At 48.8% G+C, this 15,971-nt stretch carries 12 protein-coding genes and 1 pseudogene; 9 read left to right on the top strand and 4 right to left on the bottom strand.

Features of this window, described 5'->3' with window-relative positions; all coding sequences use genetic code 11:
- Positions 1–234 precede the first annotated feature (234 nt).
- The 3 genes from HV213_RS07705 to HV213_RS07695 are packed head-to-tail and all read right to left on the bottom strand — an operon-like array spanning position 235 to position 1,798.
- Complete coding sequence (locus tag HV213_RS07705; RefSeq protein WP_181485261.1) at positions 235–801, bottom strand: phage polarity suppression protein; 567 nt, start codon at positions 799–801, stop codon at positions 235–237.
- Positions 802–818: 17 nt separating this feature from the next.
- Positions 819–1,064, bottom strand: a complete 246-nt coding sequence (locus HV213_RS07700) for an ogr/Delta-like zinc finger family protein (protein ID WP_004185270.1) — start codon at positions 1,062–1,064, stop codon at positions 819–821.
- Positions 1,061–1,798, bottom strand: a complete 738-nt coding sequence (locus HV213_RS07695) for a hypothetical protein (protein ID WP_023323546.1) — start codon at positions 1,796–1,798, stop codon at positions 1,061–1,063. Before HV213_RS07695 ends, HV213_RS07700 begins: the two co-directional genes overlap by 4 nt.
- 541 nt (positions 1,799–2,339) lie before the next feature.
- Here HV213_RS07695 and HV213_RS07690 point away from each other — a divergent pair.
- The 6 genes and pseudogenes from HV213_RS07690 to HV213_RS07670 all read left to right on the top strand — a co-directional run bounded on the left by HV213_RS07690 (position 2,340) and on the right by HV213_RS07670 (position 6,040).
- Entirely contained in the window at positions 2,340–2,606 is a 267-nt protein-coding gene (locus tag HV213_RS07690) for a helix-turn-helix transcriptional regulator (RefSeq protein ID WP_181485260.1), read from the top strand.
- Positions 2,603–2,935 (top strand): annotated as a pseudogene (locus HV213_RS33545) (ash family protein); the annotation flags it as partial. The gene HV213_RS07690 and the pseudogene HV213_RS33545, both read left to right, overlap by 4 nt.
- 24 nt (positions 2,936–2,959) lie before the next feature.
- The gene (locus HV213_RS33490; protein ID WP_249415948.1) at positions 2,960–3,154 is read left to right on the top strand and encodes a host cell division inhibitor Icd-like protein; all 195 of its coding nucleotides are present in this window, start codon (positions 2,960–2,962) and stop codon (positions 3,152–3,154) included.
- On the top strand, positions 3,151–3,378 hold the full coding sequence (locus HV213_RS07680) for a hypothetical protein (RefSeq protein ID WP_041143824.1): 228 nt from the start codon (positions 3,151–3,153) through the stop codon (positions 3,376–3,378). Before HV213_RS33490 ends, HV213_RS07680 begins: the two co-directional genes overlap by 4 nt.
- A complete protein-coding gene (locus HV213_RS07675; RefSeq protein WP_002889897.1) occupies positions 3,375–3,695 on the top strand; it encodes a DUF5375 domain-containing protein in 321 nt (106 codons plus the stop codon). The genes HV213_RS07680 and HV213_RS07675 overlap by 4 nt, the downstream gene beginning before the upstream one ends.
- Before the next feature lie 11 nt (positions 3,696–3,706).
- A complete protein-coding gene (locus tag HV213_RS07670) occupies positions 3,707–6,040 on the top strand; it encodes a primase-helicase zinc-binding domain-containing protein (protein ID WP_181485258.1) in 2,334 nt (777 codons plus the stop codon).
- Positions 6,041–6,535: 495 nt separating this feature from the next.
- Here HV213_RS07670 and HV213_RS07665 read toward each other — a convergent pair whose 3' ends face one another.
- A complete protein-coding gene (locus HV213_RS07665; protein WP_079498167.1) occupies positions 6,536–6,832 on the bottom strand; it encodes a hypothetical protein in 297 nt (98 codons plus the stop codon).
- A gap of 865 nt (positions 6,833–7,697) precedes the next feature.
- Here HV213_RS07665 and HV213_RS07660 point away from each other — a divergent pair.
- From HV213_RS07660 to HV213_RS07650, 3 genes are all read left to right on the top strand, one after another.
- On the top strand, positions 7,698–8,945 hold the full coding sequence (locus tag HV213_RS07660; protein ID WP_032453750.1) for an integrase domain-containing protein: 1,248 nt from the start codon (positions 7,698–7,700) through the stop codon (positions 8,943–8,945).
- A gap of 1 nt (position 8,946) precedes the next feature.
- On the top strand, positions 8,947–9,591 hold the full coding sequence (locus HV213_RS07655; protein ID WP_181485257.1) for a hypothetical protein: 645 nt from the start codon (positions 8,947–8,949) through the stop codon (positions 9,589–9,591).
- Positions 9,592–10,205: 614 nt separating this feature from the next.
- Positions 10,206–15,935: an ATP-binding protein gene (locus tag HV213_RS07650; protein ID WP_181485256.1), complete on the top strand. Its 5,730-nt coding sequence runs from the start codon at positions 10,206–10,208 to the stop codon at positions 15,933–15,935.
- Positions 15,936–15,971: the final 36 nt, after the last annotated feature.

Genomic DNA, 15,971 nt, shown 5'->3' with positions numbered 1-15,971 from the left:
AAGATCTCTAAAAGTGAATGGTTCGTTTTTCAGGGATACTTACACTTTCCCCGCCTCGCCTGCCCGCTTCGTGGGTCGGTTTTCATGCAGGTGCATCGGGGGGCTCTGGCCGCGCCGGGGCAGGGGCCGGACAGGAATAACAGGGCGAGGAAACGCATGCAAAACCATGCACCCTGTGGATGCATGGCTTATTTCGGGAAAAATAGCGGTATTTTCGGGGATTTTTTTGCGGAGCTACTTACTGGCCAGTTCCGCGCGCCGGCGGGCATAAATCAGGCTCTGTGCGGGGGTGTATTTTTCCTGATTATCCACCCGCGAAGCCGCGTCAGGCCTGAATCCGATGGCCGTTAAAATATCGCTGTCTTCTGCCGAATAATTAATTTCTTCACCGGTACTCAGCCACACGGACAGCGCTTCGCGCAGGTAATGCGCCGAACGGTCGAGCGCATGGCCGGTCAGGAGTGCGGGCTGCTGGCTGAGTCCCATCAGCTCCGGGGCAAGCGTGGCGGCCAGCTCTGTCCCGTGCGCCTGCATAAAGTCATTCAGCCGGTTGCGGATACTGATGCGCTGTACCGCTTCATGGGAACGGATATAGCGCCCGGCGGCCTGATTTATCTCCCATTTTTTGACATCGATAATGTCGCGCAGTGTCTGCATTCTGCCCGGAATACGCTCATCCCCGGCCAGTACCTGTTCCTGATATTCCTGCTCTGCGGCTGCCAGTTCGGCTTTACGGTTCAGCCAGTCGGTTTCGTTCTTCTGACAGGCTTCAAAGGCCTGCTGTAGCGTAAGGGTGGTCATGGTCAGTTCTCCCCTGATTAATGGCGGTATGGCGAGCTGTAGCAGCCCTGCACTTTACGGGGTGCCGGGGGTGTGACCGGCTCCGCGACAGGCGGCGCTTTCTCCGCCGGGGGCCGGATAACCTCGTCGATGGCTTCAGTGGTGCGGAACGTCGCCGAGCACTCAATATTGGTGCACTGGTGATAGCGCTGTTTGACGTTCTCCGACAGATAGCGGGAGGTGCGGGCATGCGCCGACTTTTTGCAGAACGGACAGTGCATCATGGCAGCAGCCCCCGCGCTTTCAGGTCAGCCTCGCGCTGACGCATTTTCTCCTGCCAGACCTTACGCTCGCCGGGCGTGCTGGCGGCGTCGTGGTCCATATGCGCAAGCGCGACGGCCGGGAAGCCGGTCAGGGAGAGCACCGGCTCATCGGCTGGCGTGACGGAGAAGGCGCTCACTTTCCCGGTCAGGAAGGTCACCACCTGATGCATGACCTCTTTCTCCGGCTCGGTGTACCCCTGATGGCCGATGGTGTTGGCGAGCGGGTTTGCCATCACATCCGCTTTCAGCACCATCGCCCGGACCAGTGGCCCGAGGGTGTCATTCAGCGCGCGGTTAAGCTCTTCCTCAGCGTATTTACTCAGCACAGCATGATGCGCCTGGCGGAATGCACGCGCGGTGCTGTTGCAGGTGGCTTTCAACTGGTCACGCTCAAAGGCCAGCACTTCGGTCAGATTGTCACATTCCTGCGCCAGCTCCCGGCGGGCCACGCGTTCGATATGGCCGCTTTTCAGCTCATCGGTCAGCATGGCCCCCCCGGCACGGAAAGCGGCGCGCCAGGTGCGGGTGTCGCTGCCGTTGTCCTGCTCCAGCTCTGCTCTCTGCTCCTCCGCGCGGGTGATGGCCGTCAGGGTGTCCTCCATCCGGCGGGCCTGTTCAAGATGGGCCGTTCTGGCGGCGGCCAGTCGCTCCAGCGCCGGTTTCAGGTAATCAGGGATAAAGGGGGTGTCGGTCATGGCAGGTTTCCTCGTGATTTCAACATGAGGTGATTCTGCCGGGGCACACACAACAACACGACCTGTTGCGGTTGTGGCAGTGCTGGCACAAACAGGACGTCAAAACCCGGCTTGCCAGAGAAAGGTCTCAGGAAAAGCATACTCACCGTTTGTTTTTTTACATATAACTGTTCACTACTGTTCACTTTAAATAAAAGAATAAGTAATACAGTAAGTTAAGTGGTGAACAGTTGAGGATGGAAGTGTTCACCGACTGTTCACTACTGTTCACCTTTCTGTTTTGACGAAGTTCTGCTCATTTAGTCTTTTTTGCGATTAAAAACCAATAATATATAAATAAAAGTAATCAGGAATGGGCCACCAGTTTGCCAACGTTTACCAAAAGATGGCCAACGTTTGCCACTGTCTAAAAATCGTTCTGTTGTGTGGTGGGCCACTACAAAATGACTTGTTGCCCTCAGAGAAAATATTCACAAAATAGAGAGCTACCCGAGGCCGGACGGACACGACCGGCACTGTATGGACTTTATGAGGTAGCCCGATGCACACCGCTTTTTCTTCCCCGTCTTCTGCCCCTGCCGCGCCGCTGATGCCGGTCTCTGATGCCGTGCAGGAGCGTTTTATTCGCCTGCCCGAGGTGATGCATCTGTGCGGGCTGTCCCGCTCCACGATTTACGACCTCATCAGCCGGGAGGCTTTCCCGAAACAAATCTCCCTCGGCGGAAAAAACGTGGCGTGGGCGCAGTCGGAAATCACCGGGTGGATGGTCGACCGTATCGCCGAACGCAACCGGGGCTATGACGCATGATGATGCCCGTTCCGCAAAAAGCCCCTTTTTCTGGCTTGCTTCCCTTCGCCGTTTCCAGGTATAGTTTTCTTGCTGTCGCAAAATCGACAGCCGGGATTTGCAGCCCGTGTAACTCAATGGCGACACCGGACGCGCCATGCGTCTTTTTTTACGTCGTAGCTCAGACACACCCATTTTTCGGGCTGTGGTGTTTACACCGTGGCTTCTGTCAGATAATGGTGGTTCGGGCGGGGCAGCCTTCGGGCTGGCCGGTATCCATTGAGGCCGGTACTGCAAACCCTGTTCGGGCCACCACCCATGAGATTTGCAGCTCCGGTGGTGGCGATAACCGCTACTCAATGGAGGTTGCCCTTATGGCTACGATCCTCACCCCGTCTCACCCGCAATTTGTCTTCGTGTTTGCCGCTGTTCGTCGCGCAGACCGTCAGCCCCGTATCTGTATGCTTCGTACCGTTGCCGGTGACGAGCACGCCGCACGCCTTTCCCTCGTTCGCGATTACGTCCTCTCGTTTGCCGGTCGTCTGCCAGTGGCGGAGGTGCACGCATGAAACATACCACCCTCAGCATTAAAGAACTCGAATGCCTTGAGCACCTGCGCAACGTCGGCCACTTTGTCAGCGCGATGATGCAGGAGCAGGACTGCACTACCATTCGCCGCGACCCGACTCAGCAGTCGCAGCTTACCTCCGTGATTTACCTGATGACCGCCCAGCTCGACGGCGTGGTCGAGCGCTGCAACCAGCGCTGGCTGACCGGGGAGGGCAATGTATGAAAACGCCTCTGCCGCCCGTATTGCGTGCCGCCCTGTATCGCCGTGCTGTCGCCTGTGCCTGGCTGACCCTGTGCGAACGTCAGCACCGCTATCCTCACCTCACCCTCGATGCGCTGGAAAGCGCCATCGCCGCCGAGCTGGAGGGCTTCTATCTGCGTCAGCACGGCGAGGAAAAAGGCCGTCTGATTGCCTGTGCATTACTGGAAGATTTGATGCAGGCCGGGCCGCTGAAAGCCGCCCCGTCGCTGTCCTTCCTCGGGCTCGCCGTGATGGATGAGCTCTGCGCCCGCCATCTGACATCGCCTGTACTGCACTGAGGGAGAAAACCATGAAAATGAACGTAACGGACACCGTAAAACAGGCGTGCGGCCACTGGCCGCGCATTCTTCCGGCGCTGGGCATGAAAGTGATAAAAAACCGCCATCAGGCCTGCCCGGTGTGTGGCGGCGCTGACCGGTTCCGCTTTGACGATAAAGAGGGGCGCGGCACATGGTTCTGTAACCAGTGCGGCGCCGGTGACGGCCTGAAACTGGTTGAGAAGGTGTTCGGCATATCGGCATCCGAGGCCGCCGGGAAGGTGAACGCCGTCACCGGCAACCTGTCGCCGGTGGCCCCGGATGTGATGGCGGCCGCAGAGGCCGGAACGGAGGCTGACCGCAAAGCAGCGGCCGCGCTGGCCGTCAGACTGCTGGAGAAAACGCGCCCGGCCACCGGCAACGCCTACCTGACCCGCAAGGGCTTTGCAGGTCGTGAGTGTCTGACGCTGACCGCGTCGCACAAAACCGGCGGCGTGGCCTACCGTGCCGGTGATGTGGTGGTGCCGCTGTATGACGAGTCCGGCGTGCTGGTTAACCTCCAGTTTATTAATGCTGAGGGGCTCAAGCGCACCCTGAAGGGCGGGCAGGTCAAAGGGGCATGCCATCTTATCGACGGACAGAAACAGGCGGGAAAACGCCTGTGGATAGCGGAGGGTTATGCAACGGCCCTTACCGTGCATCACCTGACCGGGGAAACCGTCATGGTGGCGCTGTCGTCGGTGAACCTTCTTTCTCTGGCGAGCCTGGCCCGTCAGAAACACCCGGCCTGTCAGATTATCCTCGCCGCTGACCGTGACCTTAACGGCGACGGCCAGAACAAAGCCACCGCAGCCGCTCAGGCCTGTGAGGGGGTTGTCGCCCTGCCGCCGGTGTTCGGTGACTGGAATGATGCGGTGATGCTGAAGGGGGAGGACACCACACGTAAAGCCATTTATGCCGCCATCCGGCCAGCGGCACAAAGCCCCTTCGACACCATGAGCGAGGCGGAATTTACCGCCATGAGCGCCAGTGATAAGGCGATGCGGGTGCATGAGCATTACGGCGAAGCGCTGGCCGTGGACGCCAACGGCCAGCTCCTGTCCCGCTATGAAAACGGCATCTGGAAGGTGATAACGCCGTCTGATTTTGCCCGCGACGTGGCCGGACTGTTCCAGCGCCTGCGCGCCCCGTTCTCGTCGGGGAGAATTGCCTCGGTGGTGGAGACCCTGAAGCTGATTATTCCCCAGCAGGAGGCACCGGCACGCCGTCTGATTGGTTTTCGCAACGGGGTGCTCGATACCAGCTCAGGTATATTCAGCCCGCACAGTAAATCGCACTGGCTGCGCACCCTGTGTGACGTGGATTTCACCCCGCCGGTGGAGGGCGAAACGCTGGAGACCCATGCGCCGAACTTCTGGCGCTGGCTCGACCGGGCGGCAAGTGGCAACCCGACAAAACGTAACGTGATTCTGGCCGCGCTGTTTATGGTGCTGGCGAACCGCTATGACTGGCAGCTCTTTCTCGAAGTCACCGGCCCCGGCGGCAGCGGGAAAAGTATTCTCGCCGAAATCGCCACAATGCTGGCCGGAGAGGATAACGCCACGTCGGCGGATATCGACACGCTGGAAGACCCCCGTAAGCGCGCTTCCCTGATTGGCTTCTCGCTCATTCGTCTGCCTGACCAGGAGAAATGGAGTGGTGACGGTGCCGGACTTAAGGCCATTACCGGCGGCGATGCGGTGTCGGTCGACCCGAAATACCAGAACCCGTACTCGACGCATATTCCGGCGGTGATTCTGGCCGTGAACAATAACCCGATGCGCTTCACCGACCGCAGCGGCGGCGTGTCACGTCGCCGGGTGATTATCCACTTCCCTGAGCAGATAGCCCCGGAAGAACGCGACCCGCAGCTCAGGGATAAAATCGCCCGCGAGCTGGCTGTGATTGTGCGGCAGTTAATGCAGCAGTTCAGCGACCCGATGAGTGCCCGCGCCCTGCTCCAGTCGCAGCAGAACTCAGACGAGGCACTGAGCATCAAGCGTGATGCTGACCCGACGTTTGATTTTTGCGGCTATCTGGAGGCATTACCGGAGCCGGACGGAATGTATATGGGGAACGCCAACATTATCCCGCGCCAGCCGCGTCTGTATCTGTATCACGCCTATCTGGTGTACATGGAGGCCCACGGCTACAGAAATGCGCTCAGCCTGACCATGTTCGGCAAGGGGCTCTCAGCCATGCTGAAAGAGTACGGACTGAATTACGAGAAGCGCCGCACAAATCAGGGCATGCAGACCAATCTCGCCCTCAGGGAGGAAAGCAACGCCGACTGGCTGCCGAAGTGTGACGAACCCACCGCGACATAACCTACCCGGACCGGCATTGCCGGTCTTTTTTTACCTGCACACCGGCCAGAGTGAACAGTAAAGTGTTCACTGTTCACCGAGTGTTCACCCACTAACATCATGAAAATAAAAAACAAAAACACCAAGTGAACAGTGTGAACAGTTTTTCCAGAAAAAACTTTTTCCCCTCCAAAATGATCAGACCGCTCAGTGCCAGAAACGGACGTTAAAGTGAACTATCTCGGTGGTCAGGTTTATGCTTATACGACGAAAGCCATCAGTTTTCTGGGTAGATTTTCTTATCAGATAATATTCACCTGTCAGATAACCCGGTACTGCAATAAAGCTTATTGCTCCATCCAGCACCGTGTTATTTGCAGGCAATTATAAGGCTGCCGCCAAGCAGTTTCTTATGTTCCCGTCCGGGCATTCGGTAAAACGCCTATAAAGCGGAAAAAAGCCGCTGCAAACCTACACAGCGGCTAAGATGGTCTGTCTTTGAGTAAGCTCATTAACTTACATTGCCGGTTCTGGTTCTCCAGCCGCAGGTGCACCGCCCGGAGAGGGCTTGAGGATGGAGTCCACAGCATCGCTAATTACCGTCTTTCCGGCAGCGATATCCAGCATCTGATCGATTCTGCCTGCCGCTTCGCGTAGACCATTTGTCGTGTTAGGCTCCATTACAGCTGGCTGCATCGCTTCCGCAATCTGCGGGATTGTGATCCCAGCTTTTTGCGCACGCTGCAGGGCTTTAATTTCTTTAGCTGCGCGTGAGCGATTCGAGCCATTTAGTATTCTTTTCTTTTCTGCCATACGGCCTCCTGATTACAAAAAAAGACAGGCTCAAAGTGAACCCCTATCTGTAATAACATATCTTTTTCAGACGTCAATTATTTCTATTAGGTAAAAATGCCAATTCTGCCGAATCGCCCCGCTGCGCCGCTGAGGACCATATGTGGTGCCCCTTACTGGCGCACATACCATATATAGCACCCCAGTTTTCAGCGTCGGTTGTCCCGCTGCGCCATTCGGTAAAACTCCGGTATAGGCAGATTTCCCCGAATGCGATTTACCGCCAGCGGAGTTTTTCTTCTTGCTTTTTTACACACTGCACAATGGCGATTTGGTGTTAGAAAATATCATTTCTGACATTAAGTCTATGTCCGCTTTGTCGCTCACAGCAGACTATAACGCTTGCACCTACAACCTGCGGAGGTGAACAGTAAAGTGTTCACTGTTCACCGAGTATTCACACGCTAACACCATGAAAATCAATAACAAAAACTCTCAGTGAACAGTGTGAACAGTTTTCACCAAAAAAACTTTTTCTCTAGCCTTTGTAGATACAGAAAAATCATCAGGAGGAAGAGCAATCGACAACTTTAGATAGATAAGAATGCTATGACATTCCATAATTGGTACACGCTTAGGTACACAAATGAAAGTTGAATACATTAAAATCATTTAAATTTAAATGGTTACATGATTCATTCAGACTCCGCCAGCCCACCAAACATTCATTCATGATGCATCATGAACCTTAAAAAAGCCTGTAACTTCAACGAGTTGCAGGCTTTTTTGTTGCATGTGTGGTCATGATCTCTGTATGAATCTTGACCTTTTGGCCCCATGTTTAGCACCACGGTATCGTGGGGCTAAAAAAGCGTGGTGCTAAAACATGCCTAAGCAACTGAAACCCTTAACAAATGTGGAGATCGCTGGCGCGAAGCCCCGTAGCACGGATTATGAGCTACGGGACGGTGAAGGCCTGTACTTGCTGGTTAAGACTTCAGGGAGGAAGGCCTGGCATTTCGAGTATTATCATCCCGTCACCAAAAAGCGCACCAAAACCAGCCTTGGCCCTTACCCGGTCGTTACACTGGCCATGGCTCGCGAAACTCGCACGAAATACAGACGACTGCTCTGGCAGGGCATCGATCCCCGTCAACACTTAGCAGGAATAGCCGAAGAAAAACGCATCCAGAATGAATGCACGCTGGAAAAAGTTGCGGAACAATGGCTCAAAGAGAAGAAACGGACCAGCGATCTTAGCGAAGATCACGCCAAAGATGTCTGGCGCTCGCTGGAGATGCACGTCTTCCCCTCTCTGGGTAACACACCCGTTACCGAGATCCGCCCGAAGATGCTCAAGGAACACCTCACCCCGCTGGAAGAACAGGGCATCCTCGAAACGCTGCGGCGAGTCATCTCACGGCTTAATGAAATCTTCCGCTTCGCCATCTCCGAAGAGCTCATCGAGTTCAATCCGGCTGACAACCTGGTCGCCCGCTTCAAGAAACCGAAAAAGCAGAATATGCCCGCCCTTCACCCCAGCGAGCTGGGCAGGCTGATGCTGGCGCTACAGAACGCCTCTATCCGCAAGGAAACCCGCTGCCTTATCGAATGGGAGCTACTGACCTGGGTTCGCCCCGGCGAAGCCGTTAGCGCCCGCTGGTGCGACATCGATATGAAAAAAGCGGAATGGCGTATCCCTGATACCTTTATGAAGATGAACCGTTCGCACACGGTGCCGCTCAGCAAACAGGCGCTGCGCGTTCTTCAGGTTATGGAACCCGTCAGCCGCCATCGCCCGTGGGTTTTCCCCAGCATCCGCAAACCACTGGAGCATATGCACCAGCAAACCGCGAACGCCGCACTTATCCGAATGGGGTTTGGCGGCGAGCTGGTCGCCCACGGCATGCGCAGCATCGCCAGAACGGCGGGCGCAGGTCATTTTCCCCGTGAAGTTCTGGAATCTGCACTGGCACACCAGAAAGAAGACGAGATCGAAGCGGCCTACAACCGCAGCGACTATCTGGAACAAAGGCGACCGCTGATGCAGTGGTGGGGAAACTACGTTGATGCCGCCAGACGGCAGGCGCTGCTCGGTGCAGAAGAACCGCTGCAAATCGTGGAAGGAGAATAATGTGACCAGTCCCATTCGTCAGAATCTGTTTGAACGGGAATGTGATATGCCGCTGCTGGAAGCGCGGCATCTCGCCCTTCTGCTTCTCGGCCTCGATGCATCCCAACCAGCAAATGCCCTGCCGGAAGAACATCAGGAGAATTACCGTATCCTGCACGACGCCATCAGCCGCACCATCAAAGCCACAGGCATGGTCAGCGCCCCTGCAAACAAACGTATGTTCTATGCCGATGAGATGTTCGCGCTGGCCTGGCGGCTTATTGATGACGAACTCACGCCGCCAGAAATTAAGGCCCGCAGCCTGAAGGCGGTGATGAAACTGTCGCGTAACGGTCGTGGTCGCAAGTGGCTGAAGACGCTCGGCGACGACGCGCTACCGGATCTCACGGCTTCAGCACAACCTTCCCAGCGTGGGATGCATAAACGCGACAAAGCGCGGGAGAATACTGCCCGACTCTGCTGGCTACTGGTTCAGCTTTTGGTAGAGGAGACTGATGGGCGTTATGGTACGTCTGATAAACCGGCTTCGGATCGGATACTTCGAAAGCTGAAGGCTCTGGCTCAGGAACAGGAATTGCCGTCGGATGGGCTTGGGCGAGGGACGTTTTATGAGGTGCTGAAGATGGGAAGGGAGAAGAGAACGTAGATAGGTCCTCCCAGTGTCGGGTAATAGAGAACCGATTAAGCTCTGAATCCTCACACGTATAGTCAGCTTCGTGTAAGGACATATCAATTGCTTTCGGCTTGAGGCTCGCGTTAATTGCCAGTGACCTGCAGTGTATTCTTTTCAGTGGCTTAGACGAGTCCCCTGCGGCTGAGAAAGTCGCGTTGTCAAAAAAGTGTTTCTTTAATGTTAATTTCGTCAACACGGAGAATAGAAGACATGTTGAACCCCTCAATGTCTGATCTGGCAAGGTTGTATGGAAACTCAACTCCAGAAGAACTTTTCGAGTGCATTTGCCGGATAACTGATGATACTGGTCGAGATTATTCTTCAATAATTCATGGGCGTTGCTTACCGCATTCTGCAGTGCGTGAGTTGAAATCGAAGCAAAATTAACCAAAAATAGTTAATTAGTTCAGCTTAGGGCTGATTGCTACTTTCCTAGCACAGCCTAAGATATGTGTGTGCCAAAAACGGACATAGGTATGGATTTTGTCTGTTTCTCCTTTACGTATTCGATAAAATTGATTGAAAATTAAGTACTTCAGTAGTAGGTTTAAGTAAGTTGCGATCGTAAAATATGGATTGTTATTTTGATGAAACCGTCAAAAATTAAACCCTCACAATTAACACGTGTTGGATACACATACCAAGACCTTATGTGTATTCGCACATTGATCAATTGGTTTCACGATCCAGAGAAATACCAGTGGATAAGCATAGAAGGTAATCAAGGGCTTGATCATGTTAAGAGCCTTGATGATGTTATTTGCTTTACAGCCAGTGGAGAATATGAACTCTATCAGGTCAAATTTACAATTGATTCTGAACGTGACGATTTACATTTAGATTTCGATTGGCTACTCAAGAAGAAGGATAAGGGCACATCCCTTATCGAAAAATGGTCAGCAGATATAGAGAAGTTCGGTTCCTCCAGCACAATAGCGATTGCTAAGCTTATTACAAATAGAATACCTGACCAAGTTTTATCAAATTGCCTAATAGATAAAAAAATTGATTACTCTCTCGTTCCGGAAGACGTCAAATCAAAAATATTAGCTCAACTTGGTAGTGAAGAGAAGTCCATAGCTTTTTTCGAAACTCTTATTTTCGAACATAGCCAAAAGGAAATTGATGATTTAGAGTTGCACCTACGTGACTCGCTTGTACCAGACCACGCAAATGAAGAAAGTTGGCTTCAGTTATTAAAAACCGTTGAGCGTTGGGCTTCACGAAAAAGAGAACCGGCACCAGATGGCAAAATCTACCTTAAGCATATACATGAAATTTTAACGCTCGGCTCCAAAAAAACTATTTCTCAGTTTTTTGAAATTCCTGGCGGCTACAAACCACCATCAGATGAATTTCATAATGAAATTCTTAACGCTACAGCTAACCCTGGCTGCCATGTTATATCAGGATTACCCGGAATGGGGAAAAGTACTTTTCTATCCTTTTTAACTGACCAGCTAATAGAATCGAAAACGCCTGTTATCCGACATCATTATTACTTATCCCCTCAGTTTATTGGCGACAGAATTGCTTTTAATAATGCAGCTCATTCACTACAAAGCCAGATTAGAACACTTTATCCCAATGACTTCGATAGCGATAAACTTGATTCTCAACATCTAGAGGCTTGGATAAGCAAGGCAGTAATTAAAGCTGAAGAAAATGGCAAAACTCTAGTTATAATTATTGATGGATTAGATCATGTTTATCGTGAAAGATCGGATATTAGCCAACTCGAACATTTAGTTAATCGGATTACCCCTTTTAAAGGAAAAGTTTGTTTGCTATTCGGAACACAACCAATAAGCGACGAGCATCTTCCCAATTCCCTCTTACGTTCAGCTCCAAGAGAACATGCCTGGATAGATATTCCATCTATGGGGCTTGATGCTATAAAATCGAGACTCGACTTTATAGCATCGAACAATGAAATAAAAGTAGCAGGCAATAAATATCACAAACAAAATAAAATAGTAGAAATTTCACAGGCTCTACTCGACATTTCTCATGGATATCCTCTTCATATTATTTACTCTTTAAACAGTTTGCAGTTAGCAGATAAAAATATCAGTAAATATGATGTGGAACGACTACCAACTTGTCCTGATGGCGATATTCATGAATATTATGAGAATCTATGGGTATCACTATCTGAAGGAGCAAAAGAAATTCTTCTGCTTATAGCAAATGCAGATTTTTCATGGCCTGATAAAACACACATCAGTTACTGTTTTGAAGATAGCCTAACTTTCCAAACCAGCTTTTCAGAAATTCAACACCTCATTGAACAAAGACTAAGTGGGATATATCCTTTTCATAGCAGCCTATTCGTATACCTAAGACGCAAAGACGCCTTCGTTCAATCAAGAGATAGGTTAAATAGAATTTCTAAAATTTGGATCAATACACATGCTCCAGAGTATTGGCGGTGGGGTTGGGAATGGATCATTGAAGCTAACCTCGGGAATATCACCCCACTTTTTCAAGGTGTAGATAGGGACTGGCTTGTTCAATCTCTCTGCAATGGTTATCCTCTAGAGCATATAGAACATATATTCAGTGTTGCAGAACGTATCGCATTTGATCAAAACCTATATTCTGAGTTGTTGAGACTGCGAATTTTGAAAACAAGGCTATTAAATGGGCCCGAGTTTCAAATACAGAATTTTAGCGATTTTCTGGACTGCTCATTAAGCATCTCGCACGATAATTTTGGTCTTCTTTGGCGAGCGGACAATCTAAGGATTATCCCGGACAATGAAATTGTTATTATTGCTAAGCATTTTCAAGGAAGAGATGAAAGAATAGTAGATGCGTGCACCAATGAAATCTCTCGTCGAGTACACTTTTATGCTCGGCTAGATGACTCTAATCATTATCAAACATTGAACAGCCTTGTAGATGATTATCTTCATACGCTAACCAGCCATAGTAATCCCGACTTAGCTGTTATAAATGCTTTCTATGAAACACTTATTGACAAGGCTTCATCTTTCACTCGAATTGTCGAATTGCTCATTCAGTATGGCCATAGACACTTACTGGTTGATTTATCTCTATTTGACGTCCCGGATGATATTGCTTCAGCAATCTGCGACGAAGTCGTTTTGGCTGCAAGCATCGAAGGCGTAACTATCAATGAGGAAAACTCCTTATTTGATAGCACTGATTCAAGCATATATCTGCTTTATCAGTTTTTAGCCGGAAACGACATAGAAATAGACCAACTTAAGGAAATTGAATGCCCTGTTGAGTACGAACATACACGTCACCTTCCTTTTTATGAGCACTTTTTTAGAAATCTTATAGTAAATTTAATAATATCAACCGAATTTAATGCTCCGGAGTTAACTGCACCCACAGATATTCAGGGGTTCCTCAATAATGCTTGGGCGACATTCCAATATGCCGCCTCAAAAATTGCAAAAAATATAAAAGAAGGCCACAATTTTGAAATTTCTAATTTGTATGAATCATTTGACTTACTAGAACAACCAGATAAATTATTGATGGGTTATCAAATCGATACTATCTTATTCAACATTCGAAAATCCTTAATAAGAATTGCCATTCACCTAAATATTTTATGCAACTCCATAAAAGCATTTTCAAATATTGACATAAATCAGTTTGATACACTATCAATGAGCAATTGGTGGGATTCTAGGGTGTTTTTTGATATTTCCTCTAAAAATGCAATTTTCAATTTCCCTAAAGATTATATTGCTCAGGAGTTTAAAAAGTATTTTGATTCTGAAATACTACGCAGAGATGATACTGCTACGCTGGCCAACGATAGCCTTGACCTAGCAAAATTGGCAACCAATTTAGGCCTGTATAATGAAGCAAGAATGTTTCTTGAACGTGCCGCATTCAATATAGTCGGATATGGCCATAGAAAGGACATTACTTTACATGAGGTTTTTGAAGCGTTACAAGAATGCTCTGATTCCAACTACCCTCAAGTTTCTGATTGGCTAAAACGAGTAGCAACTTTTACAACTGATGTATTTGATTTTTCAGAACGAGAAATTCGACATATTCCTAGCCTGTTCACAAAATTATTGGCGAAACACAACCCAGAACGCCTTGTTGACGAATTTGACTATCATCTATCAGAAGAGAATTGGCATAGAACACATCTTATTTTTGAAAATTTCGTAAAGACATTTCCACTTACTACGCAGTCAGAGCACTCTTTTCTTAGATGCATGACAACAGTTGATGCAATGGCTGCATTAGATGAAAGAAGCAAAGACAATGATGTTCTGAAAGGTATTTACGAAGAGCAGTGCAAAGTTCTTGGAGGTATGCCCCCACAACCAAGAGAGTATTCCTCCACTAACGAAGATGTCGTTACAGATTGTCCTGGTGTATCCACCATACCACCTGCTAATCTTAATGATTTTATTGCAGCCTTACATTTAGTTTCATACCAGATTCGTGAAGAATTTATTTCGAACTGGATAGGTTATTGGGTTGATAAAGGCCACGCCCGCACGATTATCACTTCTTTCAGCGACTATTACAATCAAAGTAAATCAGACTATGAACTGAATCGATGCTTACACCATATTTTCTTGTTGAGCAAAAAAACCGAAGGCAGGAAAGCAGCTTACAAATGGGCTGTAAGAAATATAAAATTAAATAACTGCTGGAATCCTTATTATTCATCAGGGTCAAAAGAAGCCTTAAAAGAATATGGAAATACTTACAGCGAGCAATGGGAAAATCTTCTTCGTGATACGATGGCACCAGACTCTGCCAGCTTACAGAGAGATGAGAATATAGTAGTTCCTTCCACTCACCTTGTTACTTATTTGGCCTCTGCTGGACAGGTCGCTCTGGCAACCGAAATTACTGAAATTATGGTCACTAGCCTTGAGGGCGATATTGCACATCTTCCTTTGACCAAACTGTACTGGTATGATGATCCTGTATCATTCGAAAACATTCCATTTCATCTAATTCTATTACATTTTAAATGGCCCGACAGATACGCCAGGCTCCTAACAGCGAAGCAGATAGCAGCTTTATTACAAAACGACTCCAGTATCAAATTTCGTTCTTTGTATCTGAGTTTTCTGGAAAAACAACCCTATGAGGTTGATGTCATTGATTATCTATCTGTTTTATTGCTTATCGAGGATCACTCATTTACTAAAGAAGAAATAACCAAATGCATTCATCACCCTTCTCTTATCTCTGATGAGATTCTATATTCTCTGGATTTAGACATTGAAAGAAGGAATGATTTTTCGGTTCTCTACTCTGAATTTTCAGATGACTTAGAACCGAATAAGAACAAATATAAAAAATATGCTAATGGCCTTGCATTGAGGTTTATAGGCATTATCGATGAACTCGAAAATAAATACCAAATCCAACTGTTGAGGCATTTTTTCCTTGAATGGGAGCAAATCCACAACGCGCATGCTTGTTATATTTTTAAACCTCATAACTTTGCAAGTGAACAATTTTACCCTCAAGACAAGATTTTCTGTAGTTTTTCATGGCGAGCAGAAGTATCCATTTTATCTGCTTTTGTCAGAACATTAGCGTATGCTATGCAAAAGCACTCCTTACCTGCCGAACTTTGTTTGGCACATGCCCAAGAGGTTTTACCATTCGGTTCTATTGCTGTAAATCTTTCTCCTTCTGACTCACCATACAATTGGCCCGTAATAGAAGATTTAGAAAAAGACGATCATTTGCCTGATCAGAAAGAACTTGAACGGTATTTAGAAAATTTTTCCGCTTCTGCTGATGAAATATTACTTTATGCCAACGGCCCCGTGCTAAGAAATCACTCTGGTATATGCCTTGATCTAAGGGTTATTTTAGTCAAACTTCGAAACTCTGAAATTGACGATCCTAAGGCAATTTTTGAGTCAATAGATTATATGCGAAATTCTGAGCAAGGGATTTTCCCTTTAGCAAAGAAGAGCTGGCCTTCCTCCTTTGGAAGATGGGAAATTGACTGGTTAATCAGAGGTTATTTTCGACCGACCTACTCCGTAGGAGATTTACCTTTTAACTCCGTTAGGCAAAGCGATTATCGCATAGAGTATTTCGGCGGAAATATACATAATGGAACCTGGAGATACTGGGTCAACCAGTGGTATCCAGTTTATCACGCTGGTGTAGGCAACTCTCTCGGAACTTATTTTACAGTTTCTAATGATTTTTTAAAAAAACTAAAAGGACACACTGGCGGCAATTATTATTTAATTGGCGAGATGACTTGTGTTGACAGGCGTAATTTCTCTAACTCTGCGGAGTCAATAAAAACCTATTCCATTTTGCCGATATAGACATTATGAATATTATCCCTCTAAATGGCCGCACCT

Origin of the sequence: Klebsiella sp. RHBSTW-00484, from assembly GCF_013705725.1 — a bacterium.
GTDB lineage: Bacteria > Pseudomonadota > Gammaproteobacteria > Enterobacterales > Enterobacteriaceae > Klebsiella.
Note: the sequence above shows the minus strand (reverse complement) of the source record. Positions and strands in the feature narration are given on the sequence as shown.

Excerpts from the sequence above, each read along its gene's own strand:
- HV213_RS07705 (WP_181485261.1), bottom strand. The coding sequence starts at position 801 with ATGACCACCCTTACGCTACAGCAGGCCTTTGAAGCCTGTCAGAAGAAC.
- HV213_RS07700 (WP_004185270.1), bottom strand. The coding sequence starts at position 1,064 with ATGATGCACTGTCCGTTCTGCAAAAAGTCGGCGCATGCCCGCACCTCC.
- HV213_RS07695 (WP_023323546.1), bottom strand. The coding sequence starts at position 1,798 with ATGACCGACACCCCCTTTATCCCTGATTACCTGAAACCGGCGCTGGAG.
- HV213_RS07690 (WP_181485260.1), top strand. The coding sequence starts at position 2,340 with ATGCACACCGCTTTTTCTTCCCCGTCTTCTGCCCCTGCCGCGCCGCTG.
- HV213_RS33490 (WP_249415948.1), top strand. The coding sequence starts at position 2,960 with ATGGCTACGATCCTCACCCCGTCTCACCCGCAATTTGTCTTCGTGTTT.
- HV213_RS07680 (WP_041143824.1), top strand. The coding sequence starts at position 3,151 with ATGAAACATACCACCCTCAGCATTAAAGAACTCGAATGCCTTGAGCAC.
- HV213_RS07675 (WP_002889897.1), top strand. The coding sequence starts at position 3,375 with ATGAAAACGCCTCTGCCGCCCGTATTGCGTGCCGCCCTGTATCGCCGT.
- HV213_RS07670 (WP_181485258.1), top strand. The coding sequence starts at position 3,707 with ATGAAAATGAACGTAACGGACACCGTAAAACAGGCGTGCGGCCACTGG.
- HV213_RS07665 (WP_079498167.1), bottom strand. The coding sequence starts at position 6,832 with ATGGCAGAAAAGAAAAGAATACTAAATGGCTCGAATCGCTCACGCGCA.
- HV213_RS07660 (WP_032453750.1), top strand. The coding sequence starts at position 7,698 with ATGCCTAAGCAACTGAAACCCTTAACAAATGTGGAGATCGCTGGCGCG.
- HV213_RS07650 (WP_181485256.1), top strand. The coding sequence starts at position 10,206 with ATGAAACCGTCAAAAATTAAACCCTCACAATTAACACGTGTTGGATAC.